Raw genomic sequence first — 24,189 nt, 5'->3', positions numbered from 1 at the left:
TTTCATCCGGTTGTGCGCCGGCGCAGGTAACGCAGGCCGAGCAACACCACGACCCCCGCCAGCAGCACCAGCGCGGCGGTGCGCTTGCGGAACGGGAGTTCCACGGCCGCGGAACCGCAGCGCTCGCCCAGCGCCGCCACGGCCTGCCCCCCGCTATCCGCCGGCGCGAGGCGGCCACCCGGGATGACGAATGCGGCGCCTTCATTGGTCTGACCGCAGTCATACTGGTAGGCACCGACGATGAAGTCCCCGACCCCGTCGCCATCGACGTCGCCGGCACCGGCCACGGCGGAGCCGAAATAGGCACGCGCCTGACCGCTCTCGAACCGGGCATAGGCGCTGGCCGGACCGGCATCCGCGATACCCCCGGCGCTACCCGCGAACAGGAACGCCGCGCCATCGTCCTCCCTGGCCGTGTCGTAGCGTCCAGCTCCCACGATGACGTCACCATAGCCGTCGCCGTTGATATCGCCGACAGCGTCCACCGCGTAGCCCAGCCAGCCGCCGTCCTGGTCACCGAGCAGCCGGGTCTGGGCCGACTCTGGCGACCCGTCGCTCAAACCTGCCGGGCTGCCCAGAAAGACAAAGGCAGCCCCGGCATCGGTCCAGTCGCCGACGTCGTAACGCCGCGCACCGACGATGACGTCATCGTAGCCGTCGCCGTTGACGTCACCGGCACCGCTCACGCTGCATCCCAGCCAGGCCTCGACCTGATCCCCCGTAATGCGGGCATGGGCGGTGGCGATGCTGGCGTCGCCGACACCGTTGCGGCTGCCCAGGAACACGCCGGCGACGCCCGCATCGGCCGCGCCGGTATCGAAGGTATGCGCTCCGACGATGACGTCGTCGTAGCCGTCGCCGTTGACATCGCCCGCGGCGGCGACGGAAAAGCCGAACAGTGCATACGCCTGATCCGACTCCAGCAGCGTCTCGGCCGTCGCCGTCAGCAACGGATCGACGCTGATGGGATAGACGGCAGCGCGATCGTCAACGCGCAGCTGCAGGCGGTGCGGGGACGACACCCGCAGCTCGGCTTGCAGCCCGGCGCCCCGTGCATCGAACGCCTGCAGCCGGCCGTAGCTCAGCGTGCGCCCCGTCGTCGTGGTGATACGCACGGCATCGCCCTGGCGTACGGCGGCGGCACCCTCGAGTGCGAGTTCGAGCAACAGCGGCCCGGCACCCGCACGGCGCGCGGCGAGTGAAAAGCCCTGTTCGAGGCCGGCGGGGCTGTTCGTGTACCATTCGCGCACCGCATCACGCTCGATCTCGACCCGGGCGCCCTGGCTGGCAACGCGCCCGGGAGCGACGGCGGCCAAGGCACCCGGCCGGCCGATGCGCGCGAGTCGCAGGGTGAACAACGGCGCCGCGTCCGGGTCGATGCGGTCCGTCACCCGGATGCCGGCCGGCTCGAAATAGGTACGGAATCCGTGCCGGCGGCTGGGTGCCTGCAGGCCCTGCGCGCTCATCCCCGCCTCGTACTCGCGCAGGACGATCTGGCGCCGGGCCGCATCCAGCCAGGTGGCGTCGGTGTCGTCCCCCGCCGCGCGGGCAACCGGCGACCGGTGCTGCGCCGCGCCGGTGACGGCGTCTGTCCCCGCCTGTAGCGGCAGGGTAATCAGCAGCAGGCCGCACAGTGCGGCCTGGACACCTGCCCGGTACCTGCCGCTGCGTCTGAACTTGCCCTCAGTCTGCTCCCGGTGACGAAGCGCCGCGGTGGGTGGAAAGACCCGGCATCACGGCGGTTGCCCTGCGCGACGCGCGTGTGGTATCGCAACCAAGTCTACGTCGCGCCGGCAGCGGAGCAAAGCGCCCGGGCAGCCGCAATGGCGGGTGGTAGCGGCCAGTCACACGCCGGCGCGGTTGATTTTTCGCGTCCCCCCCCGCATGCTCGCAGCACGCATCGCACGCCCGGGTGATCACCTTGCTGGACCGCAGTTACCTGTTGCTGGGCCTGGATGGCCTGAGTCACGCGCACGGAAAACAGCATTTCCGTGACGGTCACCTCGCGACCTCCATCATCGCCGCCTGTTACCTGAGCCGGGAAAACGCACTGGACAGCGCCGTCCAGGCGCGCGTCCGGGAGCATATCGACCGGGAGCTGCGGCCCGAGCCGGTGTTCCGGCCGGCCCCGGAAGAAGCGGCGGACAGCGCCCGGTTGCAGGAACTGCTCCGCACCCTCGCCGGCAGCGTGGGTGATCTGCGCGAGGTCGGCCATAACATCATCTTCGGCATGGCGGCGCTGAAGGTCTTCCGGCAGTACCCGGAAACCGTGACACCCTATCGCGTGCATGGCATCTGCCGGCTGATCGACAGCTTCGACACGACGCAGAACGTCCCGCTGGCAGCCGACGGGATCCCCGATGTCAGCGACGAACCCGCGCTGATCCGGTTCATCTGCGCCGAATTCCTGAGCGCACTGGCAAGCTACAGCGGTTACGGCAACGGCTGGCCCGGGCACCTGCTGACCGTCGGTCACGCCGTCTGCGAACTGTCCCGGCTCGGTTACCCGGACCTCGCCGCCACGGCGCACCGCGCCTATCGCATGTACATCCACACCCTGCGGCGCGGACCCCGCCCGACGGACCGGCGCATCCCCGACCATCCGCCCGCCACGCTCACGCCGCTGGATCACGCCTATTGGGCGCAGCGCAGGAACGTCCTGTCCTCGCTGGGACATGTCTTCAAGTATCCCTGGAGTTTCTACAGCCTGCTGTCCCGGCTCGACGACACGGACCTGAAGCAGCGCTGTCTGGCGGCCGCCCATCTGATTTTCTAGACCCGGCGCGGCGCCGCCGGCGGTACGGGCCGCGACCGGCCTGCGCTGTCAGCTACGGCGGCGTCAGGCCGGGCGAACGCGCCTGTGCGTGCGCAGTCCGGCCAGCAGCTGCTCGACACCCGCGCGATCGGCGAGCTGCACGATGGGCATGCGCGGCGCATGCCTCGCGATCAGCGCGCGCACCAGCGTTTCCGTCTGCGCCGGGTAGCGCCAGATGTAGCGCAGATAGGCGCGGTCGATGGGTTGTCCGGCCGGGGCGTCGGGCCGCGGCCGGTTCCGGTAGACCAGGCTCCTGCGCAGCACCCCCCACAGGCAGGACCAGCGTGGCCGGTCGAGCATGACAAGGGCCTCGGCCGCCGGCAGCCGCAGATCGAGGGTGGATTCGTAGGTCCCGTCCATGATCCAGCGCGGTTCGCGGACCAGCGCAGCGACCGTCCGGCGCCATTCCGGTTGCGGAGTCGGGATCCAGCCGGGATGCCAGAAACGGGCGTCAAGATGTACCGCGGGCAGCCCGAGGATAGCGCTGAGCTCCCGGGTCAGACGCGTCTTGCCCGATCCGCAGGGGCCGAGCACCAGGATACGCTGCGCCGCGAGCAACGCGCCGAGCGGTTGCGCGGCGCCGCTCACGCCAGTGCCGCGCCGTCAACGGGTCGCGCGGGGCCGGACCGGGACACGCCCGTGCACACGTGCCCGGAATCAGGCGCGCTGCTTGCGCGCCGGGCCCGGGGCGGTGGTGCGGCTCGCCTTCGATGCCGCGATGTTTTGCTCGACGCTGAGGATCTTGCGTGCGATGGCCGTGCCATAGGCGAGTGGGAAGTTGACGATGTCGTATTCGCCGCTGGCCCGGATCTCGTCCACCAGCTGCGGCACGCCGCAGGGATCGCGGTAGTTGGTCGTGTCGTGCAGCGTGATCACGCCGTTGTCCGGCACCAGGGTGCGGTACAGGTCCCAGTCGCGCTTGGCGCCGTCGTAATGATGGTCCGCGTCGATGTGCAGGTAGTCGATGCGGATGTCCCCGGGCACGAAGACCTCGTTGAAGGCATTCTCGGTCAGCTTCAGCACGAGCTCGATCTCGGGGTAGTTCCTGCGGAAGGTCGAGTTCTCCTCGAGCCAGTAGGGCGAGCCCCATACGGCCTTGCGCTCGCTGGAAACCTGTTGCGCCCCGTCCACCAGATAGGTGCGCGATCCCGGGATGTCCAGGTCGCGCTGCGCCTGGCGCATGAGTCGCGGCACGAAGCCGCCGCCGGAACCGAGGCAGACACAGGTCCGTGCCCGAGTGGCATAGGCGAGCGCGTAGTAGAGCATGCCGGCGCTGAGATCCTCGGCGCCGTCGTCCGAACCGTGGCTAGAACACCAGGGATCGTCGGCCGTCAGCATCGCGGTGATGAAATTCTTGTTGAGCAGTGTAGTCACAGACATAGGGTTTCCCGTGTTATCTCTCCAGGTCGCAACCGGACCGACGGCTAGTGCCTGCGGTCGTGCAGCTGTGCCAGGTATTCGCTGCCGGCCAGCGCCGACTCCAGTTCCTCGAAATTCGCGATATGGCTGCGCAGATCGCTGTCATTTTGTTTGATGCTGGCCTCGACCAGCGCCGCCCCGCTCGCCTCGACGCCCAGGAACTCCAGCAGGCGGCGCTGCTCGGCTGCGGAGAACAGCGCCTCGTAGGCGGTTTCGATCCAGGGTTGCCGCCCGGACGTCAGGACGTGCCTGAGGTCGCGGTAGAAGCGGTCGTTGTCCGCCACATGGGCACGGAACGCATCCGCATCGATCTGCAGCCGCGGCACCCCGGTCGCGCGTTGCTCCGGCGCATAGACCTCCCAGGTATCCGAGCGCCGCGCAAGCTGCTCGGAGACGTAGGTCTTGAGCCGGTTCCTGCGGTGCAGGACTATCTTCAGGACGCCGCTGTCACCGGTCATCTCCTGCATGATGGCGGCATCCTGGCCCCGCGTCATCTTGAACCCCACGCAGGCTGCGCCCAAGGGGTGTGTCCACACGCGCTGCAGGAACGCGTCCGGTTCCCGGTCGCGCGTCTCCAGGCTGCCGAAATCCAGCGAACCGTCACGATGGTCGAGCGCGTAATAGATCCCGCGCGGGTTGAACAGTTCATGGTGACACAGCACATCCGGGTGGGAATTGAGCAGCGTGCACAGCAGGTTGCTACCCGTACGGGGTGCAGCCAGTATGATGAACCGCGTCAACTGAGACATGGACCAACGCAGTGCCCCGTCGCATCACCTGCGCCCGGCTCCGGCTCAGATCAGGGCGCTCGGCATGAGGCGCTGGGTCATGCTGCGCAACGTGTTCACCGGCTCGAGCGTCGTCGGGTCCACGAGATACAGCGCACCATCGTAGGATGATGCCACCAGATGCTCGCCGCAGCGCGCCAGCGCGCTGATACCGTTCTTGGCGATGTGCTGTACCAGGCTTGCGCCGCTGCCGATCTCGAAGCGCAGCAGCGAGCCCCAGTAGTTGGTCACGATGACCGTTTCCGGGTCCACGAAGCACACCGCCTTCGGCGAACGCCGGCCGAGCGAGTAGGAGCCCACCATGCTGCCGTCGTCGAGGCGATAGACCTTCATCGTGAAATCGCGCGACACGCTGGCGATCATGCTGCCGCTGGGGTCGATATCGACATCGTCGACAATCGCCATATGCCCGAGGAAGGTATGCAGGCGGTTGCCGTCGAAGTCCCACGAATGCAGGGTGTTGTCGGCACTGCAACTGACACCGATGCGCCGGGTCGGGTGCAGGCGCAAGGCCTTGACCGCGCCGTCGTTGCCGGCGAACTTGCCCAGGATCCTGCCGTCCCGGCTGACCCGCACGATGGCGCCGCTGTAACAGGCAACGAAACACTCCCGCTCGTGACCGGCATGATGGGCGATGCGCACGCAGTTGATGGGCCCTTCCCCGAGCGGCACCTCGATCTCATTCGCGAGGGTCCTGCCGTCGAAGTCGAACAGGTGCAGGATCTGGTTGTGGGCGCCGCTCACCGCCATGCCGTATTCCGCATCGATGGTGATCGCATTGGCGAGGATGCGGCCGGAGCGCGGCTCGATTTCCGCCACCCACCTGGCCTCTCCCGGCGTGAGCCGGCCCAGCCGCAGCAAGCCGTCGTCGCTCACGGTCAGGATGTCGCCGGCGCGGGTGCCGCTGACATCGTTGAAGCAGGCGTTGCCCTCGCCCCGCTCCCCGGTCTCGCCCTGGCACTTGCCGCTGGCGGCATCCCAGACCAGCACCGTGCCGTCGAAGGTACCGGCAAGGATGCGTGTACCATCCGCCGTCCAGTTGAACGACCGTTCCCAGATCGAGGGCCGGAATTCCAGTTCCAGCTTCAGGCTCATGTCGTTCGCATCCCAGATCAGGATGCGCTGATCGTATGCCGCCGACAGGATGTCGCCGGTGGTCGGTGATACCGTGACGCGCTTGATGCCCGAGGCATGCGCAGGGATCTCGGCGACCGGCGCACCGGTTTCGATATTGAACACCCGCACCACGCCATCATCGCAGCCGAGGATGGCACGGCCATGCCGGGGGTCGATCGCGCAGCTGTCCGTCTCGTCCTCGAACGGGCCCCACATGCGCATCGGCCTGCCGGTTTCGAGGTCCCAGACCCGCAGCGTCATGTCGTCGCCCGAGGTGTAGATGAGGCCGTTGTCGACGGCCACCGACAGCACGTCCTTGTCGTGCCCCTCGATGATATGGATGACGGCGCCCGTGCGCAGGTTCCAGACGATGATCCGCCAGTCGCGCGATACCGACACGCCGCGCGCGTCATCGACGAAGACGAAATCCTCGACATCGTCACTGTGACCCTTCAGGATCCGCTCGATCTGCCGCGTGGCGAGATCCCAGATGTAGATCGTGTAATCGGAGGAACAGGACGCGGCCTTGGTGCCGGCCTGGTTCACGGTGATCTTGTTGGCGAGATGGTCATGGTAACCCATCAGTTCCAGGGTGCCGGCCGCGAGGTCGGCATAGCCGACGGCGCCATCGTAGGCGGAGGTAACGGCGGCATTACGCCCGGGGATGCCGGCGACACAGGTCACCGGTCCGCGATGCCGGACAAAGGGGTCGATGATATCGTGCTGGGTGGCGGTTTGCGTCTGCATGATCCGTGCTCGCTTGTTATGGTTTACAGGCTGAACGCTATGGTTTGAAGGTTATTTTCAGCCAATGATCGATGCTAGCATAACCGTTGCAAACGCGACAATTGCAGCGGTCAAGCGCAAGGCTCGACCACCTTGCCCGGCCATGCCGCGAGCGCCTGAGCTCGCGTCGACCGCCGCCGCACCCCATTACAGCAACATATGAACATATTCCCATATGCTCATGCTTGAGCGTTGCGCGTGGCCGGCGCGCCTACGCTGCCGCCGGTACGCCTGTTGACATTGTGCACCGGAGGAAATTACATAGAACAATCAGCGCATCGAGGCGGTGCCCCGTCACCGGCTACCGGCCCCGGGCCGGACATCGAGAGGCTGACCCGTACCCATAACAAGGCCGTCCTGCCCACGTGAACACAGTCTCAGCGGAACAGCTCCCGCACAGCGATCTGCAATACTATCCCGACCTCGCGCGCAAGCGCGCGGCGGTACAGGCCGTGCTGGCACGCACCGGCACACCGGTTTTCCTGTGTGACAGTGACATCGTGGCCGACCGCTACCGCGCCATGGACGCCAGCCTCACCGGCAACTGGCCGGCACACGTCATCGGCTTCTCGTTCAAGACCAACTACCAGCTGGCCGGTACCGGCATCCTGCAGCGGGCAGGCGCCTGGGCGGAAGTGGTCTCGGGACGCGAATACCGGCTCGCCCGCGCCCTCGGATACCCGGGGCATTCGATCATCTTCAACGGTCCCTACAAGACCGATGCCGACCTGCGCACCGCCTTCGCCGAGGGCGCGCTCGTCAACCTCAACGACCATGATGAACTCGACCGGGTCGTGGCCATGGGCACTGCGTTTGCCGCGCCGGTCGCGGTCGGCCTGCGCGTTGCCAGCACCCTGCCCAGGCTCGGGCACAGCCGGTTCGGCTTTTCGCTGGAAAACGGCGAGGCGCTGGCAGCCGTGGAAAAGCTCCGGCGCGCGCCCGGGCTGCAGCTCGTCGCCCTGCACACCAACCTCTACGGCGATACCGACGATCCCGGCATCTACAGCGTGGCCGCCGGGCGGCTGGGTGAATTCGCGCAGCGCCACCTGGATGCGGGCGGAACGGCACTCAGGTACATCGATCTCGGCGGCGGCTATCCCGCCCACACGCCGAAGCCGAAGAGCCGGGAACAGTGGGAACCGCAGGAGATCGGGGCCTACGTCCAGGCCATCACGGCGGCCCTGGGCCAGCATTTCCCGGCTGCGCAGCCGCGCCCTGCACTGATACTCGAGCCCGGCCGCTACCTGAGTGCCGACGGCATCGTGCTCGTGACCCGCGTCGTGCACGTGAAGCGGCGCAACGACCGGCAGGAGATCAACTGCAACGGCAGCATCTCGATGGTGCCGCTGACCCACTACTCGCCGCAGGTCATCCGCGCCTGGACGGAGGACCTGCAGCAGCGCCGCGGTCCCGCAGCGCCGACCGTGATATTCGGCGCCACCTGCCGGGAAAACGACATTCTCTACGACGGGCCGTTCGTCGAGGTCCGGCCGGGGGATTTCCTGGTGCATTATGCGGTGGGCGCGTACAACGCCAACCTCGGCCCGGATTTCATCTACGAAGCGCCCGGCCTGGAGCTGATCTGACCCGTGCACCTGAACAGACGGTGGCTCGACCGCCGCGTCTACGAGTATTTCGCGGTCACGGTCGCGCCCTGGTTCAACTGGCGGCATCCCGTGCTCATCTACCAGATGGGCAAGGTAGGCTCGTCCTCCATCCGTAATTCGCTGTTTCGCCGCCAGCACCCGGGACTGCGGCCGGTGCTGATGAGCCACGAGTACTTTCCGATCAGGACTCGCGATCCGGAGCGGACCCCCGTCGAGCCGCAGTACCGCCAGGCCTTGCTGCGGGAGATCGAGCATGACCGCCGTGTCTTCCAGCAATTTCCGCTGCGCAAGCGGCTGGGCTGGCGCTTTCGGGAGCGCTGCTACGCGGAACAGATCTACCGGACCTGGGTGCGTTCGCGCTACCCGCTGCGGGTGATCACCCTGGTGCGCGAGCCGGTCGCCAACAATGTCTCGATGTTCTTCCAGATCATCGACCAGTACCTCGGGACGGACCTCGCGCACGCGGACTGCAGCATCGACGCGCTGATCGACGTCTTCATCGCGCAGTACACGCACTCGCGGCCGCTGACCTGGCTGGACGCCGAGGTCAAGACCCACTTCGGCATCGACGTGTTCGAGCACCCGTTCCCCGTGGAGCAGGGCTACACGGTCATCAACCGCGACCGGATCAGCCTGCTGGTGCTGCGCGTGGAGCTCGATGACCGGGTGAAGGCACAAGCCATAGGGGACTTCCTCGGGCTCGACAATTTCGAACTGGTGCGCAGCAATGTCGCCAGCCAGAAGAGTTATGCCGCGCAATATGCGCAATTCCGGGACCGCGTCCGGCTGCCTGCGGCACTGCTCGAACAGATGTACGAATCCCGCTATGCCCGGCATTTCTATTCCGCCGCGGAGCGGGCCGCGTTCCGCGCGCGCTGGTCCGGCGCGTCCGGGCCGGCATGAACATCCGCGCCTGTCAGCGGCAGCGGTTGCCAAGCACGGGGCGTTTGGATAGCCTGTCTGTAAACACTGACAATGACGGTCCGGTCAGACCGCAGCCCCGCCAGCGCGGCGCCGGCCGGCACCGCCGGATGCCACAGACCATGGATGAAGTCACCCCACACCCGCACCGACACGGTGAACGTATCACGCCGCACCGCCGGTCGCATGACCGTAGCCTGCCACCCCGCCACGTGCAGCGCCTGGGCGTCGTGGCGTTGCCCGGGACGGGCACCCGGCCATGAAGCGCATCCTGGTCACGGGTGGCGCCGGGTTCCTGGGACGGCATCTGTGCCGGCACCTGCTCGGCCAGGGTCACGAGGTCATCTGCGCGGACAACTTCTTCACCGGCACGAAGCGCAATATCGTCGAACTGCTGGACAATCCCTATTTCGAGGTCATCCGGCACGACGTCTGTTTTCCGCTCTATATCGAGGTGGATGAAATCTACAACCTCGCCTGCCCTGCCAGCCCGATTCACTACCAGCACGATCCGGTGCAGACCACGAAGACCAGCGTGCACGGCGCGATCAACATGCTCGGCCTGGCCAAGCGCATCCATGCCCGGATACTGCAGGCCTCCACCAGCGAGGTCTACGGCGATCCCGAGATCCATCCGCAGCCGGAGGACTACTGGGGCAACGTCAACCAGATCGGCGTACGTTCCTGCTACGACGAGGGCAAGCGCTGCGCCGAAACCCTGTTCTTCGATTACTTCCGCCAGCACCGGCTGTGCATCAAGGTCGTGCGGATCTTCAACACCTACGGACCCTACATGCAGATGCACGACGGCCGGGTCGTGTCGAATTTCATCGTCCAGGCCCTGCAGAACCAGCCCATCACCCTGTACGGGGACGGCAGCCAGACGCGCTCGTTCTGCTACGTGGACGACATGATCGACGGCCTGGTCAGGATGATGGAGACGCCCGACGACGTCACCGGACCGGTGAACATGGGCAATCCCGGGGAATTCACCATCCGGCAACTGGCCGAGAAGATCATCGACATGACCGGCTCGCGCTCGGAGCTGGTCTTCCACCCGTTGCCGGGAGACGACCCGCGGCAGCGTTGTCCGGACATCGGCCTGGCCAGGCGCCTGCTGGACTGGGAGCCGCGGATCCGGCTCGAGGAAGGCCTGGTGAACACGATCAGCTACTTCGACCGCCTGCTGCAGGAGCGCAGCGGCGGGGCGGCGCCCTAGCAGCTGCCCCCTACCCGCGCGCGCACGACCGCCGTGCAGCCGAGGCTGCCAGGGGGATGCCGGGCGCCCGCGAGCGCGATACTGTACCAATGGCGTATGAGGCGCCCCCGCCTGTTGTGCTATTATCTATCCAGATTGCCGTGCGGGGGGCCGCCGGCGCGAGAATCACAATAAACAATGAATAGAATAACCAGGGCAGACAGGGCATTACTTAAAATCGCCTTTTGCAGGATCGATGTGCTGGCCATGGCCGTCGCCACGGGCAGCGTGATCGCGCTGCTGCTGTTCCTGGTGACCGCGGTGCTGCTGGTCAAGGGGTCGGCGGCAGGCAGCCAGGTCGAGCCGCATCTGCAGATCCTGGGCATCTACCTGCCGGGATACAGCGTCACCTGGGCCGGCGCGGGCCTGGGCGCGGGCTACGGCCTGCTGCTCGGCGCGCTCGCCGGTGCGGTGGTCGCCGGCATGTGGAATGTCACGCACTATCTCTACATGACCGCCATGGTCATTCGCGCCTCCTGGCTGAGGATGATGGTGGATTGAGCCCTCCGGAATGCCATGAGCAACAACGTCTACCAGATCAATACCAGGCAGCAGGTGGCACCCGACACCGAGATCGACGAGCGTCTGCTGAAGACCGTCGTGCGTTTCAACACCCTCCTCACCGGCCTGGTGATGGGTGTGCTCGGGGCCGCGAGCCTGTTTTTCATCACCCTGCTCTCGCTCCGGCGCGGGCTGCCCGATCCCGGTCACTATCTCAACCTGCTGGGCGTGTTCCTGCCGGGCTACGAGGTCAGTCCGACCGGAGCCTGGATCGGGCTGCTGTGGGGCGGCGTGATCGGCGCGCTCTGCGGTGCGGCGCTCTATCGCATCTACGCGCGCAACCTGCGCGAGCATGTCCGCTCCTTCCTGGCCCAGGAGAATGCGAATGAATCGACACAGCACCTGATCGTGCCCATCGGCGGCAACGCGCTCGGGCTCGCGCTCGGCAGCGTGACAGCCGGCTCGCTGATCCTGACGACCAGCTGGCTGGTGCTGCGCGGCACGGCGGAGGAAAGCATCCACGCCCGGCTGCTGGAACACTACCTGGCCGGTTACTCGGTGAGTTTCACGGGCAGCCTGATCGGGGCCGCCCAGCTGTTCCTGGTCGTCTACCTGCTCTGCCAGCTGTGGAGCGGGATCTACAACAGCATCATTCACATCCGGCACCGGAGATGGCGTGATGAGCGATAATAACAAGCATGTCATCATACTGGGTGCCGGGCCTGCCGGACTGGCCACGGGTCACGAGGTGTCCGCCCACGGCGGACGCGTCACCGTGCTCGAGCGCAACGACTTCGTCGGCGGCCTGTGCCGCACCGTGCATGTCGACGGCTACCGCTTCGATCTCGGCGGTCATCGCTGGTTCACCAAGAACGAGGCCCTCAACGACTGGTTCCGGCGTCTGCTGGAAGGCGAGCTGGTGGACGTCGAGCGGATCAGCAGAATCTATTACGACGGCAAGTATTTCTTCTACCCGATCCGCTTCGGCGACCTGCTGCGCAAGACCGGCCCGCTGACGATACTGCATGCGGGCTTCGCCTTCCTCTGGGCGGTGTTCCAGCAGGCCGTGCTGCCCAAACCCGTGGTGAACATGCAGCAGGCCTATTGCGCCCAGTTCGGCAGCAAGCTCTACGAGATGTTCTTCCGCCAGTACACCGAAAAGGTCTGGGGCCGCCCCTGCGAGGAACTCTCCTCGGACTGGGTATCGCAGCGCAGCAAGGGCCTGTCGATCTGGTCGGTCGTGCGCGAGGCGCTGGTCGGCAACAAGGAGCAGTTGACCAGCCTGATCGACGAGTTCATGTATCCGCGCTATGGCTACATGCGGGTACCCGAACGCATGGCCGAGGACATCACGGCACGGGGTGGCGAGATCCACCTGCAGAGTACCGTCACCCGGGTCATCTATCACGGGCCCAATGATGTGGAAGTCCGCTATCGCCGGGACGACGGCGAGCACAGCATCCGCGGCACGGATGTGGTCTCGACCATCCCGCTGGGCGTGCTGGCGCGCATCCTGGAGCCGGAATGCAACCAGCATGTCGCGGCGGTCGCCGGCAGTCTGGAGTTCCGCGATCTCATCACGGTCAACCTGAAGCTGCGCCGCCGGCAGGTCTCCCGGGACACTTGGCTCTACATCCAGGATGCGGACATCCTGTTCGGCCGCATGCACGAACCCAAGAACTGGAGTCGCGACATGGTCCCCGACGATGACCACACCTCGCTGGTGCTCGAGTGCTTCTGCAGCAAGGGCGACGGCATCTGGAACATGAGCGACGACGAGATCCAGGAACGCTGCGTGCGGGATCTGGTCGACAAGCTGAAATTCATCAACGACGACGAGGTCGAGGGCGCCAACATCATCCGCACGCGCGAGACCTACCCCATCTACGACCTGGAGTACGCGGACAAGATCGCGACCATCAATGCCTACCTCAAGCGCTTCACCGGTGTCCATATCGTGGGGCGCGGCGGGACCTTCCGCTACAACAACTCCGACCATTCCATCGAAATGGGCCTGCTGCTCGGCCAGCGGCTGCTGGGCCACAAGGTCGATCACCTGGCCGTGAACACCGAGCGCAACTACCACGAAATCAAGAGCGGCGAGGAACCGGCACGCGACAGCTACGGGAATAGCGCCACGGCGCACCAGCGCACGGGGTCGGATGCCCGCTAGCCCCGCTGACTGACAGCGCCCCGAACCTCTGCATGGCGGAACCGACACTACGGCCCGGGGAGACTGACGCGCCAGCCGCGCCGACGATCAGCGCGATCATGCCGGTGTACAATGCGGCCGACTATCTCCGGCGGAGCCTGCCGCCACTGCTGGCAATGCTGCACACGCGGGAAATCCACGAACTCTTGGTGGTCGACGATGGCTCGACCGACACCACGGCCAGGCTCGCAGCGGATCTGGGTGCAGAGGTCATCCCGTCCGGCGGCCAGCTCGGCCCCGCCGCGGCACGCAACTGCGCCGCCGCCCGCGCGACCGGGACCATCTTCTGGTTCGTCGATGCGGATATCGCGGTCGACCGCAACGCCCCGCAACAGCTCGCCGCGGGCTTCACGGATCCCGGCGTCGTCGCGGTCTTCGGCGCCTACGATGACCATCCCCCGGCACAGAATTTCCTGTCACAGTACAAGAACCTCGTACACCACTACTATCACAACCGCGCGCCGCGCGAGGCCTCGACCTTCTGGTCGGGTATCGGCGCGGTGCGCAGCAGCGCCTTCGCGGCCGTGGGCGGCTTCAACGCCGCCATGCGCTGTGTGGAAGACATCGAGCTCGGCTACCGCCTGCGCGACGCCGGGGGACGTATCCTGCTACTGCCGCAACTGCAAGGCACCCACCTCAAGGCGTGGCACCTGCTGCAACTGCTGCGCACGGAGATCTGCTGCCGCGCCCTGCCCTGGTCGCGCCTGCTGCTGACGCGCACGGGCGCGCGTGACGATCTGAACGTAGCCCTGGACGAACGCGTGCGCGCCGGCATCGCGGGACTGGCGCTCATCCTGCTGGGAGCGGCCGCCGCAAACCTGCTGTCGTGGTGGACTGTGCCCGTCGCGGGCCTGGCCCTGGCCGCTGCTAACCGGCCGCTGTTCGGTTTTTTCCGGCGGCGCAAGGGCGCGCTGTTCGCGCTGCGGGCCGTGCTGTTTCACCAGCTCTACTACCTCTACAGCAGCGCCGCCTTTGTCTGGAGCTGGATCGAGGTCAGGCTGTTGCAGCGGCACCGGGCGCCGTCAGCCGGCTGAGGCAGGCCGCTGGGGCAGCCGGATCTCGAAGATGTAGTTGTTCGCATTGCCGTAGTAGGCGTGGAATATCGTCCGCACCGGGTACCCGAGCGCGCTCGCCACCCGGTCCGGGCTGTGTTCGACCGGCTCACGGTCGGAGAACGCCATGATGAGCGCGGCATCCGGGTTCACCCGGTCGCGCGCCTGATGCAGGAAGCGCTCGGTGATGCGGTATCCGCCGTCCGGCCCGCAACCGCAGACCGTATCGCCCTGCCCGGGCCCGAACGGTTGATTGAATACCACCAGGTCGAATTTCACCGCCGCCGGGATCTGCTCGAACAGGTCGCTGTGCACCACGTGCACGGGCCCGAGCGCGGCATTGAGCGCGACATTGCGGCGCGCGCACTCGATGGCCGGGGCATGGATGTCCGCGGCCCACACCTCGGGTATCCCGCTGCGCTTCATGGCCAGCGCGAGATAGCCGGAACCGCACCCCATGTCGAGCGCGGTCCGTGCCGGGTATGCCTGCGCGATCCTGGCCAGGTTGAGCGAGCACTGGCCCATATCGGGCGGGAACACGTCCTTGTCGATGGTGAATCGCAGCCCGTCCAGCACAACCGAGTACGGCTGCTGGTCGATGTAGCGCTGGAACTCCGGGTGGATTTTCGGCCTGGTGCTGTTCTCTTCCATCGTCTTGGTATTCCTGGCGGCAGCGGTTGCGCCGGCAGCAGTGCGTGCTGCCTGCGGTTGCTTCAGCGCACCTCCGCGAGCCGGTCCAGCAGGGTTTCGAACGGCGTCACCGACACGGTCGAGACAAACGCCTGCGCCGCCTGCCGTGACTCCCGCGCACACCGCCGGTAGGTGTCCGCATCCGCCAGCAAACCGCGCAGCGCCTGCTCCCACGGCGCCAGGTCCTGCGGCGGGGCGACAAAGCCGTCCGGGCGGAACTGACCCGGGACCACCGGCAGGACATAGTCGACACCCAGTTTCGCCTCCGGAAGTCCGCCCACGTTGCTGGCCAGCACCGGGATGCCTCGCAGCATCGCCTCGGGCACCACGTAGCCGAACGTCTCCGGCCACAACGAGGGTGCCAGCAAGACGCGGGTCCGTCCCAGGATATCCTCGATGTCGTTCGAGGGCGCCAGCAGCGTGACATTGGGTAATTCACGCAACTGTTCGAGCAGTGCCGCATCCGCCCCCCAGGTCGGCACGGCCGCGAACGGGATGTCGGGCAAGGCCCGCGCCAGCCCCATGAAGATACTCACGCCCTTGAGCGCGCAGGGATTGATCATCGTCACGTAACCGTGCTCGAAGCTGCCGAGGTCGGGAAACGGCCCCGGTCCGTAGACCGGCAACGGCAGCAGCGTGGCGTCCAGCCCGCCATGCACGCGGATATAGTCCTGCATGAAGCGGCTGATCACGATGATCGCGCGCGTCGCTCCGACCAGCCGCGCATAATCCGCGTTGCGCTCGACCGCCAGCGGCCCGAATGGCAGCTGGATGATCGTCTGCAGCAACAGGATCACGCGCGTCGGGGCGGCGGCCATGGCCGCCTGCAGCATGATGCGCCGCTTGTCATCGGTCACGAAGATCCAGTCCGGGTCCAGTACCCGCAACCGCCGCGCCAGGTAGTCGCGCTGCGCATCCGCATCGGCCAGGTCGAGCGCCTCGACCTCGACCCCGGCGTTGCGGTAGGCGAACACCCCGGGCTCGCGCTCCCGGAAGGCGGTGCCACGCCCCGCCATCTCCGCGGCGAACTCCGCCACCGTCCGCGGACCGTCGCTGGAACGGGTCAGGGCCCGCGCGAAGGCATGGCATTCGTGGCCATGCTGCGCCAGCCCCTCGAGCAGGCAGCGGTTGGCCTTGGTGCCGCCGCCGAATGACGGCAGGAAGATATCGTCCTGGATGAGCGCGATACGCATCAATCGGGCCGGCCGTGGCGGTTCAGGTTGCCGGCAAGGGGCAGCGCGCGCTCACCAGGGGAATGCGTCCGTAATGCGGCTCGCGCGGAATGCCGAGATCGGTTCATGGTGCCTTGTCGTTATCTACCCGGGCAGCGGCAGGCGGCCGATTGCGTCACCTGCGCCCCGTGGCGCTGTCGTTATGAAAATCCATACTACACCAACCATCCGGCATCTGGCTGCTCCCATCGTGGTCAGTTGTGCACTTGCCGCTGCTTGGCGCTGCCGCCGCGCCGCGACCAGGTCTGCGAACCCTGCCTGCGTCGGGGTACCCCGCAGATGACCGCCCGTCTCCCCCGGGCAGCAAGCGCTTCGTCCCGGCACATGGCGCAGACGCCGGGGGACGGCCGTATGCATGGCGGTGACCACAGCGGGGATCGCCACACGCGGCCCGATCGGGTGCCTCCGCAGGCGCGCGGGACAGCGGGCGCGGCGCCCGCGGAAGTCCCGGGATCCTGCCGGCCTGGCGCCGATCCCTGGCAGAACGGCGGAATTTACCATTTTTCTACCTTGAATTGATGAGATTTCTATTACTTGCGCGGCCGAGCCTGGGGTATGTTCTGAGGTGAATTGATAATAATCAGAAATACACATTCACTGCGCACCAGGGGGGATCTGGGCGACAGCTGAGAGCGATCTCGGGGGAGAAGACGTATGGCACCACTATTCTATCTATTCGGCCTGTTATTCCTGCTGGCTTCGTACTACACCATACTGGCGTTGATACCGGCGGGCATGAGCCTGCTGGTGGCCGTGATGAGCCACCTGGATTTCAGCCGGCAAACGCAGTCCGGCCAGCGCAGGTATCCCGGCTACCGCAAGGACACCATCCGGCATTGACCCCATCCGGGTAGACCGGCGCTGTGGTCCGGGCCGACCCGGATGCAGCTGACGCGCTAGCGCCATTGCCGTGTTTACCTCGCGTCGGACGTCGACACGCAACAGCGTCAGCCGCTATGACCGCCGGGCGCTGATCGCAAGCGGCCGATTTCCGTGGCAGGAAGCCGGAAGCGGCCGCCGCGCAGGGATGCACCCGTGTTCGCTCTAGCACTTCCCTGTGCTTCGCGACACTCAAACACCCTTGTCCTTCGCCGCGCGTGGCAGGAAGCCGGAAGCGGCCAGGACCGGATCTCTGTCAGCAACGCGGTTAGCGCGTGATTAGAACCTATCTCAAAATTGGTACAAGTATATTCTTACATCGTCATGCCCGCGCAGGCGGGCATCCAGAAAACCCCGAAATACTGGATTCCGGCCTGCGCCGGAATGACGAAAAACATGGCCGCCGCAGGATCTTCCAATTTTGAGATAGGTTCTAATGAGATTAGGTGCTAGTACCTATCTCATGATTCCACGCGGCCGCGACCGTGGCGCATTTTTTGCGCCTGGCCGTCCCGGCCAGCGCCAGTAAACCCGAACCGAACAGCCACGCGGCTGCGGGCAGCGGCAGCTCTGTGACGTCCACGATGGTCAGCGACGTGATATCGAGATTGTGGTTGAACTGCGGGAAGACGCCGCCACTCATCGGGACACCACCGACGGCATCACCGGTCAGGGGAAACGCGCTGTCATAGGTCGTGGTTGCGATGGGTACGGAACCGATCGGGAACACCCCCTTGCGGATCTCGTTGGAGGCAGGCAGGGCGCCGCTCGCGGCCACGCTGCCCTGGTCGATGAGCTGTCCGATACTGGCGCCTCCCGCAATCGCAGCGAAGAAGCCGGAGGCATCCAGGATCAGTTCCGCAGCGGTATTGCTGTTACCGTTCCAGTCCCACAGCGTGTTGACATCGAGCAGTGGTCCGGCCCCTCCATTGCCATCGCCGATCCGCTGCAGCGACATGGTATGAAAGATCATGGGTGTTAACGGATCGCCGGCGCCCCACTGGAAGGGCGCGATACTCATGATCCCGTTACCCGTTGCGGTGTCGTACAACATCGTGCCGGTGACCTGGGTTCGAAATCCATACCCCCAGGTGGGATCGTAATAATAGGGCAGGCTCACGTTTGCCAAGGCGAAGCCATTGGGATCCAGCAGGGTATGCAGGCCCGTCCACGTGGCGGAGAGCACTGCCGCCTGCACGGAAGCAGCGGTCGTGACGGCGGCAGTCCCCAGTGCCAGCGAGACGGCAACGCTCAGGATTGTTGTCTTGAATGGGGCGTTACTCACGGGTTTGTGATTATTCATTTTGCTCCTCCATGCCAGTTCCCGCCGGCCAGAATTCAGGTGTACGGCTTGCACAGGTTTAACCATAGCACCGGGTTGTGACAGGGGTGGAATGGATTACCGCTGCTGCCGCGACAGACAAAGCAAATCGCAAAGAAATCCGACACAATGCTCGCAGCCTTGCGAGCCGCCATCGTGCAGGCAGGCGCCCTCACCGCGCCCGGTTCGGGTATGCGCAGCGGCCGAGTGCTAACGCGAGGGCCGGCGGCCTGGCCAGTCGATGACCCGCGCGCGAAGATGCTGACTACGCAAGGTTCGCCGCGGGTGCTCGCCCGCAGCGGCGCATTACCTGGCTGGATAAGTGCATGACGGCCGTGGGCTCGACAATAATGCCCACGCTGTCAGTGCCTTCGGCTCATTTCTCCGGCGGTGCCGAGGCACTGGCAGACCCCATGGGGACAGGATATCGTGGCCGCTGCCAGCGTCTGGCTGACACTTGCGTGACGCCGCTTGGCGATGGTAAGTTAATTCGGTAGAATTTTTCATAATACTCATAAAGTTATCCACGGTTGCAACACAGCAAACCCGCCCCATCGCCAATGCATGCGTCCGAAGTTGCACAACTGCCCGTGTTCGTCATCAATCTGGATGCCGACGCGGCACGCCGCGCCGAGATGGAACAGACACTCGGCACACTGGGCATCGCATGGCAGCGGATTGCCGGGGTTGACGGCAGCAAACTGTCTCCGGAAGCGCGCGCCGAGCTGAACCGTCGCGCCCGCCTGCGGCAGCTGACGCCCGGCGAGATCGGTTGCCTGGAGAGTCATGTCCGCATCTGGCGGCTGATTGCAGCAGGCAAACACGCGGCTGCCGTGGTCCTGGAAGACGATGTGCTGCTGGCCCCGGCCGTCGTGTCATTGGTGCAGGATGCAGGCTGGCTTCCCAGTGACGATTGCATCGTGCGCCTGGAAGCGTCGCCCATGCGGGTCGTGCTGGGTCCGCGGGAAGCATCGGTAGACGGCCACGGCCTGTATCGACTGCGCTCGTTCCAGTACGGCAGCGGTGCATATGTCGTCACGCAGACGCGCGCACGCGCCCTGCTTGCGGCATACCTCATGCGGGTGGATTCCGCGGATGGCTTCATGTTCCGATTCCCGAAAGACAATCACGTGTATCAGCTGCTGCCAGGTGTCTGCATGCAGAAAGTCTGGCAGGCCGATCATGCAGCTGCGCGCACCGGGCTCACCGTGACCCAACTGGAAGCGCAGCGCCTGGCAGCGGATCGCAGGAGCTGGTTCGACCCACCCGCCGCCCTGCGCCGTCTTAGATGGAAAATTGTTGCGGTAGGCGCGATCGCGTGGGATGTGATCAGGGGTTATCACTACCGGGTGCCTGACTATTGGGATAACGGCAATGACGTTTGAACACGGCGGCTTTTTGCCGACACACGACGAAATGATGGTTCTCAGCGCATGCATGCTGGATCCGCAAGCGGCACGGGATCAATGGATCAAGTGGCGCGAGCGCCATGCCCTGTCCGATCTGAATGTTGCCCAGGGGAGATTACTACCGCTCGTCTACCATAATCTGCTGGCCGCCGGCTATTCGGAGCAGGAGGATATGGCGGCCCTCAGGAAGGCCTACCAGACGGCAGCGCATCGCGTCGATGCCTTGTGGCAGTGTGCGGTACCGGCGTTCAAGGCACTGCAGGACGCCGGCGTTCCCCCGCTGTTATTGAAAGGGATGGCGCTGGGCCAGCTCTGCTACCCCGATCGCCATACACGCACGATGGCGGATATCGATATCATCGTCCCGTTCGATCAGGCCGAACAGGCGATGGCGGCGCTGCGGAAAGCAGGTTGGGTCAGTGACGAACCCCTGGAAAGCTGGAGTCGCCGCAACTTTCATGCCTGCACCTTCCGCAACGCGGATAACCGGCAGCTGGATCTGCACTGGCATCTGTATCTGGGCGCCAGAGACGATGATGACAAGATCCTCTGGGAGCGTGCCCAGCCACTGAACACGGATATCGGGGAGGTGCTGACGCTTTCCGAATCCGATCATCTGTTTCATTGCTGTATTCACGGCTATGCCTGGAGCCCGTTGCATCCCATGCGCTGGATCGTGGATGCACATATGCTGTATCGCCATGCCCAGGGACGCATCGACTGGCAATACATGGTGGAGCAGGCCAAGGAACGGCGCAAGGCACTGCGCCTGCGCAAGGCGCTGGAGGTGCTGCAGGAGATCGAGGTCCTTGCCGTCCCCGCCAGGGTGATGCAGGAACTGGGCAGCGCCCCCATTGCCCGCTGGGAACAGGCCGAGCACGATTTCATCACCACGGCGGCGCCGGCACACCCGAGCGAGGGGCATAAAAAGATGCGCCTGCTCAAGATGGCGTGGTTCAAGCACCGCCGCTATCACAGGGGGCAATCGCTGGCGGCATGTCTCTGGACCTTCCCGGCGATGCTCAGCAAGGAAATGTGTCTGGGTAATGTATGGCTGCTGCCCTGGGCATTCATCAGGCTGACTGGACGTATCCTGCGCCCCAAGGCTACCTAGCCCGGCCCTCTCACCGGGCCATTCCAAGCATCGACCAATCGATCGAAGCGCCGCACGAGACGGGATATTCACGCGAACCCGGCCTGGTGGGAAGCAAGCGCCCCCGCCGCCAGCGCGCACCCTGCGTGCCAGCCCTGAGCAGTCGCTTTCCTCCAAGTCACAACATGGCTAGGCGTAACGTTCCCCGCAGGCACCGAGCGCGCCTTCGCGCGCATGCTCATCCGGATAGCGGACGCGGCATCCGAACTGGAACTTGTATCAGTATCTCCTCGTTGCGCGCGTTAGCCGCCGCGCTGCCGGTGCGGAGATGTCATGGCCCGGCAGCAACGCAAAGGGTGTTCAGCGTTTCCTGAGTATGACCGACCCGAATGTGTAAGGAGTGTCCTTGCAGGTGGAGTTGACCAGATAGTTTTTACCGTTGTCATGGAACGGCGCTCCGGGCTCGAGCTCAAAATGTCCGCTGGACAAGAAACTGCGCTCGATATCGCCTTGCGTCAGGATGAGGTGCTCCTGATCAGTACACATGCCGCGGGTTGCCAGAAACGGCCGGGGATTCCGGTAGTCAAAGGTAATGGATAATCTGCCGCCGGGGCGCAGAATCCGGTGAATCTCCGCCAGCGCCCGGTGCCGCTGCTGCAGTTCCAAATGCTCAAACACGCAAATGGAGTAGGCATGATCGAAACTCTCGGCGGGAAACTGGATTTTCGTCATGTCCATGGAATAGGACTTCATGTTGAATCCCATTTTCTGCGCGATGTCATTGCCGATGGCAACCAGATCCGGATTCAGATCGATGGAATGCACTTCAACGCCCTTGGAAGCCAGGTATGAGGTAAACAATGAACCCGTCCCGCCGGCATCGAGGGCCTTCATTCCCGGCGCCAGCCGGGGTCCAAACTGCATGACATGCGCAATTTCCCAGTACAAATACCAGGGCAGCCGATCATCGTCGCCGGCGCCGGGTAGTGGCTCATAATCCTTGCCCCGGTTGTTCCTGCCGATCTGGGAATCGAATCCGCGCCGGGCATAGGACAGAAAATTTTTCAGCTTCTGAGTGAGGCTGGTGGAATACGGAACCGTACCGTACCAGGACGTCATGTACGCATTCCGGGCGTACATATCGCGTATCAGTGTGTCGAGTTCGGCTCTCAGCTGCGCGCCGGGAGGCTGAAACAGATCCTGGCGGTCCATGGTTTTGTGCGGGTGTTCTGTTGCAGCTTCCATAGGTCTAGTCTCTGTATGTCACCGGGCGACGGCCAAACACCGGGATCGGCAAGCCTGCAGTATGCCGGAAACTCGCAACGCGGAACCATTGCAAGATTCGCAACCGGGGCTTCTCTGGTTCCTCCGCGGGTTGACGCAACTGCGCGAACGCACCCTGGCGCGCCGGGATTGCCGCCCGCAACCCGATAAAACCAAGGCACCGATTGTACAGAATAAGAGACCGCCTAGCGCAGGAGACGATAAGCGCTTGATGTGGTTTGCGAATGATGCCGCGCCCAGAGAGAAGGCCCGCCACTGCATGGCCCGCCTGGTGCCTGACCAGTTCACCCGGCGCCGGCACAAGGTCCGCTCGTTATGCAACGCAGATTTCATGCGGCCGTCAGGCGGCAGAATCTGCCTGGCATGGGATAACCGGGGACAGAGGACAATGGCTTCGTACTTCAATGAAAATGGTACCCTGCCCCCTATGTTGCGTTTCCCGTTGCATGTCAAAATCAAGCTTGCCGGGCCAGCAGGCCGCGGCGTAGACGAGGATGAGCGCCCGACACAGCACGTCTCGCACCATCCGCCCCGAACCACGCCATCCACCACGGGATCAGCCAATGCCAGGAAAAGCCTTTGTTGCCGGCCTTCTGCTCCTGTGCGTCCTGGTCCCCACCGGAGGCGGATCGGCCGCGGCGGCCGGGCCGACGGGCCTGCGCTTCGACGGCCTGTACTGGAGCGGCTTTCCCGCAGGCGTACCGTTGCAGGAAGCGAGCGCCGACTATCTGCGTTTCTACGCAACCGGCGACGTCCTTTCGATAAGCGTATCCGGAGGGCAGCCGGAACAGATCGTGTCCTGGTTCAAGCTCGGCGACCAGACACTACCGCACGGCACGTTCCGGACCGAGGGTGACCACATCACTTTCGTCATCCGGTCGGAATCCGGCGCGGTCGAGTACGCGGGCACCAGCAACGGCCGCGAGTTGAACCTTGAGATCCACAGCCGCATCAACGGCTACCGGAGCTTGCGCGCTTACGCCTTTCTGTCCACGGACGAGATCGCCAGCGGCGCCTACGACAAGGACTACCACGGCGCCAGCAAGGTGCTGCAGACGGCCACCCGGGCGCCGCCGCCGGTGGCGGGCGAGGCACGGGACGACGGGATCATGCGCCACTTCGGAACGGTGGCGGCAGTGGAGGCGGATCGCATCTCGCTCCGGTCCGGCAGCCAGATACAGACTTTCATCATCGACGCGTCGACGGCCATCGTCGATGCCGAGGCCCGCCCGCTCACCATCCAGGACCTGATCGCCCACCCCTTCGACAAGGATGACCGGGTATCTGTGCGGACGCTGCAGGCCAGGCCGGATGTGGCCATCCGCATCCAGATCCTGGCGCTAGAGGCCGCCCTACTCAGCGGCACCCTGCTCGAGATCGGCAACGGCCGGCTGATCGTCAACAGCGGCGGGCCGGTGACTGTTCCCATCGACGACCGCACCCGCTTCGCCGACGCTGACGGCAAGCCGCTGTCGCCGGACCGCTTCGCGGCCGGCGACTATGTCACCATCGCCCGCGCAAGCCGTACCGGCCCGGCGCTGGAGGTGCGGTTGGGATTGGCGTTCGCGCCGAGGTAAGAAGGTTCATTGGACCAGGCAAGACGCGCGCTGCCTGCGGCAGCGTCCGAAACGGCGTTCCTGCCGTTTTGTCGAACTCGACCGATCGAAGCGTCGGGAGTTCGAATCCTGTTCAACCTTCATATACAGAGAAGCCCGCACAAGGCGGGCTTCTCTGTATTTGGCGCGCCCGGAGAGATTGACTCGGGGCCATCCTGGCCCCTCGCCCTGCGCGCGCTGCCTGCGGCAG

Annotated in this window: 21 protein-coding genes; 12 read left to right on the top strand and 9 right to left on the bottom strand. The window is 65.2% G+C overall.

Annotated elements, in window-relative coordinates:
* Positions 1 to 2 precede the first annotated feature (2 nt).
* Positions 3 to 1,466 carry an integrin alpha gene (locus tag R3F42_00115; GenBank protein ID MEZ5540437.1) on the bottom strand — a complete coding sequence of 488 codons (1,464 nt, stop codon included), beginning with the start codon at positions 1,464 to 1,466 and terminating at the stop codon, positions 3 to 5.
* Between the two features lie 455 nt (positions 1,467 to 1,921).
* On the opposite strand from R3F42_00115, the gene R3F42_00110 reads away from it, so the two are divergent.
* Positions 1,922 to 2,776, top strand: a complete 855-nt coding sequence (locus R3F42_00110) for a hypothetical protein (protein ID MEZ5540436.1) — start codon at positions 1,922 to 1,924, stop codon at positions 2,774 to 2,776.
* A gap of 63 nt (positions 2,777 to 2,839) precedes the next feature.
* On the opposite strand, the gene R3F42_00105 is transcribed toward R3F42_00110, so the two are convergent.
* The 4 genes from R3F42_00105 to R3F42_00090 form a co-directional block, all read right to left on the bottom strand.
* Positions 2,840 to 3,403, bottom strand: a complete 564-nt coding sequence (locus tag R3F42_00105; protein MEZ5540435.1) for an adenylate kinase — start codon at positions 3,401 to 3,403, stop codon at positions 2,840 to 2,842.
* A gap of 69 nt (positions 3,404 to 3,472) precedes the next feature.
* Positions 3,473 to 4,195, bottom strand: a complete 723-nt coding sequence (locus R3F42_00100; GenBank protein MEZ5540434.1) for a class I SAM-dependent methyltransferase — start codon at positions 4,193 to 4,195, stop codon at positions 3,473 to 3,475.
* 44 nt (positions 4,196 to 4,239) lie between these two features.
* The gene (locus R3F42_00095) at positions 4,240 to 4,983 is read right to left on the bottom strand and encodes a hypothetical protein (protein MEZ5540433.1); all 744 of its coding nucleotides are present in this window, start codon (positions 4,981 to 4,983) and stop codon (positions 4,240 to 4,242) included.
* 45 nt (positions 4,984 to 5,028) lie between these two features.
* Entirely contained in the window at positions 5,029 to 6,885 is a 1,857-nt protein-coding gene (locus R3F42_00090) for a WD40 repeat domain-containing protein (GenBank protein MEZ5540432.1), read from the bottom strand.
* Between the two features lie 404 nt (positions 6,886 to 7,289).
* Here R3F42_00090 and R3F42_00085 point away from each other — a divergent pair, with 404 nt between their 5' ends.
* From R3F42_00085 to R3F42_00055, 7 genes are all read left to right on the top strand, one after another.
* Complete coding sequence (locus R3F42_00085; GenBank protein MEZ5540431.1) at positions 7,290 to 8,510, top strand: hypothetical protein; 1,221 nt, start codon at positions 7,290 to 7,292, stop codon at positions 8,508 to 8,510.
* A gap of 3 nt (positions 8,511 to 8,513) precedes the next feature.
* On the top strand, positions 8,514 to 9,434 hold the full coding sequence (locus tag R3F42_00080) for a putative capsular polysaccharide synthesis family protein (protein ID MEZ5540430.1): 921 nt from the start codon (positions 8,514 to 8,516) through the stop codon (positions 9,432 to 9,434).
* 277 nt (positions 9,435 to 9,711) lie between these two features.
* The gene (locus R3F42_00075) at positions 9,712 to 10,671 is read left to right on the top strand and encodes a UDP-glucuronic acid decarboxylase family protein (protein ID MEZ5540429.1); all 960 of its coding nucleotides are present in this window, start codon (positions 9,712 to 9,714) and stop codon (positions 10,669 to 10,671) included.
* Positions 10,672 to 10,917: 246 nt separating this feature from the next.
* Positions 10,918 to 11,211 (top strand): hypothetical protein, encoded by a 294-nt coding sequence (locus R3F42_00070; GenBank protein MEZ5540428.1) that lies wholly within the window; start codon positions 10,918 to 10,920, stop codon positions 11,209 to 11,211.
* A 15-nt stretch (positions 11,212 to 11,226) separates the two neighbouring features.
* On the top strand, positions 11,227 to 11,901 hold the full coding sequence (locus tag R3F42_00065) for a hypothetical protein (protein MEZ5540427.1): 675 nt from the start codon (positions 11,227 to 11,229) through the stop codon (positions 11,899 to 11,901).
* Positions 11,891 to 13,384, top strand: coding sequence for an FAD-dependent oxidoreductase (locus R3F42_00060; GenBank protein ID MEZ5540426.1), 1,494 nt, complete (start codon positions 11,891 to 11,893; stop codon positions 13,382 to 13,384). Before R3F42_00065 ends, R3F42_00060 begins: the two co-directional genes overlap by 11 nt.
* A 32-nt stretch (positions 13,385 to 13,416) precedes the next feature.
* A complete protein-coding gene (locus tag R3F42_00055; protein MEZ5540425.1) occupies positions 13,417 to 14,457 on the top strand; it encodes a glycosyltransferase in 1,041 nt (346 codons plus the stop codon).
* Here the strand turns inward: R3F42_00055 and R3F42_00050 are convergent.
* Together R3F42_00050 and R3F42_00045 are read right to left on the bottom strand one after the other, a co-directional pair.
* Complete coding sequence (locus R3F42_00050) at positions 14,446 to 15,126, bottom strand: class I SAM-dependent methyltransferase (GenBank protein ID MEZ5540424.1); 681 nt, start codon at positions 15,124 to 15,126, stop codon at positions 14,446 to 14,448. The genes R3F42_00055 and R3F42_00050 overlap by 12 nt on opposite strands.
* 62 nt (positions 15,127 to 15,188) lie before the next feature.
* A complete protein-coding gene (locus tag R3F42_00045; protein MEZ5540423.1) occupies positions 15,189 to 16,358 on the bottom strand; it encodes a glycosyltransferase family 4 protein in 1,170 nt (389 codons plus the stop codon).
* A gap of 693 nt (positions 16,359 to 17,051) precedes the next feature.
* Between R3F42_00045 and R3F42_00040 the strand changes: the two genes are divergently transcribed.
* On the top strand, positions 17,052 to 17,237 hold the full coding sequence (locus R3F42_00040; GenBank protein ID MEZ5540422.1) for a hypothetical protein: 186 nt from the start codon (positions 17,052 to 17,054) through the stop codon (positions 17,235 to 17,237).
* A gap of 481 nt (positions 17,238 to 17,718) precedes the next feature.
* On the opposite strand, the gene R3F42_00035 is transcribed toward R3F42_00040, so the two are convergent.
* Positions 17,719 to 18,579 (bottom strand): VPLPA-CTERM sorting domain-containing protein, encoded by an 861-nt coding sequence (locus R3F42_00035; protein ID MEZ5540421.1) that lies wholly within the window; start codon positions 18,577 to 18,579, stop codon positions 17,719 to 17,721.
* Between the two features lie 578 nt (positions 18,580 to 19,157).
* On the opposite strand from R3F42_00035, the gene R3F42_00030 reads away from it, so the two are divergent.
* Positions 19,158 to 19,982, top strand: a complete 825-nt coding sequence (locus R3F42_00030; protein ID MEZ5540420.1) for a glycosyltransferase family 25 protein — start codon at positions 19,158 to 19,160, stop codon at positions 19,980 to 19,982.
* Complete coding sequence (locus tag R3F42_00025; protein ID MEZ5540419.1) at positions 19,972 to 21,120, top strand: nucleotidyltransferase family protein; 1,149 nt, start codon at positions 19,972 to 19,974, stop codon at positions 21,118 to 21,120. The genes R3F42_00030 and R3F42_00025 overlap by 11 nt, the downstream gene beginning before the upstream one ends.
* A gap of 339 nt (positions 21,121 to 21,459) precedes the next feature.
* Here the strand turns inward: R3F42_00025 and R3F42_00020 are convergent, their stop codons facing one another.
* A complete protein-coding gene (locus R3F42_00020) occupies positions 21,460 to 22,344 on the bottom strand; it encodes a class I SAM-dependent methyltransferase (protein MEZ5540418.1) in 885 nt (294 codons plus the stop codon).
* Between the two features lie 602 nt (positions 22,345 to 22,946).
* Between R3F42_00020 and R3F42_00015 the strand changes: the two genes are divergently transcribed.
* The gene (locus tag R3F42_00015; GenBank protein ID MEZ5540417.1) at positions 22,947 to 23,960 is read left to right on the top strand and encodes a hypothetical protein; all 1,014 of its coding nucleotides are present in this window, start codon (positions 22,947 to 22,949) and stop codon (positions 23,958 to 23,960) included.
* The last annotated feature ends 229 nt before the right edge of the window (positions 23,961 to 24,189 follow it).

The sequence above is a fragment of the Pseudomonadota bacterium genome (genome assembly GCA_041395565.1).
Taxonomy (GTDB): domain Bacteria; phylum Pseudomonadota; class Gammaproteobacteria; order UBA9214; family UBA9214; genus UBA9214.
The sequence above is the reverse complement of the archived record's forward strand: the minus strand, read 5'-3'. Positions and strand labels throughout refer to the sequence as shown.

Coding starts and splice junctions, on each gene's coding strand:
- R3F42_00070 (MEZ5540428.1), top strand. CDS start 10,918: ATGGCCGTCGCCACGGGCAGCGTGATCGCGCTGCTGCTGTTCCTGGTG.
- R3F42_00115 (MEZ5540437.1), bottom strand. CDS start 1,466: ATGAGCGCGCAGGGCCTGCAGGCACCCAGCCGCCGGCACGGATTCCGT.
- R3F42_00090 (MEZ5540432.1), bottom strand. CDS start 6,885: ATGCAGACGCAAACCGCCACCCAGCACGATATCATCGACCCCTTTGTC.
- R3F42_00035 (MEZ5540421.1), bottom strand. CDS start 18,579: ATGAATAATCACAAACCCGTGAGTAACGCCCCATTCAAGACAACAATC.
- R3F42_00060 (MEZ5540426.1), top strand. CDS start 11,891: ATGAGCGATAATAACAAGCATGTCATCATACTGGGTGCCGGGCCTGCC.
- R3F42_00020 (MEZ5540418.1), bottom strand. CDS start 22,344: ATGGAAGCTGCAACAGAACACCCGCACAAAACCATGGACCGCCAGGAT.
- R3F42_00065 (MEZ5540427.1), top strand. CDS start 11,227: ATGAGCAACAACGTCTACCAGATCAATACCAGGCAGCAGGTGGCACCC.
- R3F42_00095 (MEZ5540433.1), bottom strand. CDS start 4,983: ATGTCTCAGTTGACGCGGTTCATCATACTGGCTGCACCCCGTACGGGT.
- R3F42_00045 (MEZ5540423.1), bottom strand. CDS start 16,358: ATGCGTATCGCGCTCATCCAGGACGATATCTTCCTGCCGTCATTCGGC.
- R3F42_00055 (MEZ5540425.1), top strand. CDS start 13,417: ATGGCGGAACCGACACTACGGCCCGGGGAGACTGACGCGCCAGCCGCG.
- R3F42_00025 (MEZ5540419.1), top strand. CDS start 19,972: ATGACGTTTGAACACGGCGGCTTTTTGCCGACACACGACGAAATGATG.
- R3F42_00030 (MEZ5540420.1), top strand. CDS start 19,158: ATGCATGCGTCCGAAGTTGCACAACTGCCCGTGTTCGTCATCAATCTG.
- R3F42_00075 (MEZ5540429.1), top strand. CDS start 9,712: ATGAAGCGCATCCTGGTCACGGGTGGCGCCGGGTTCCTGGGACGGCAT.
- R3F42_00040 (MEZ5540422.1), top strand. CDS start 17,052: ATGGCACCACTATTCTATCTATTCGGCCTGTTATTCCTGCTGGCTTCG.
- R3F42_00050 (MEZ5540424.1), bottom strand. CDS start 15,126: ATGGAAGAGAACAGCACCAGGCCGAAAATCCACCCGGAGTTCCAGCGC.
- R3F42_00100 (MEZ5540434.1), bottom strand. CDS start 4,195: ATGTCTGTGACTACACTGCTCAACAAGAATTTCATCACCGCGATGCTG.
- R3F42_00015 (MEZ5540417.1), top strand. CDS start 22,947: ATGCCAGGAAAAGCCTTTGTTGCCGGCCTTCTGCTCCTGTGCGTCCTG.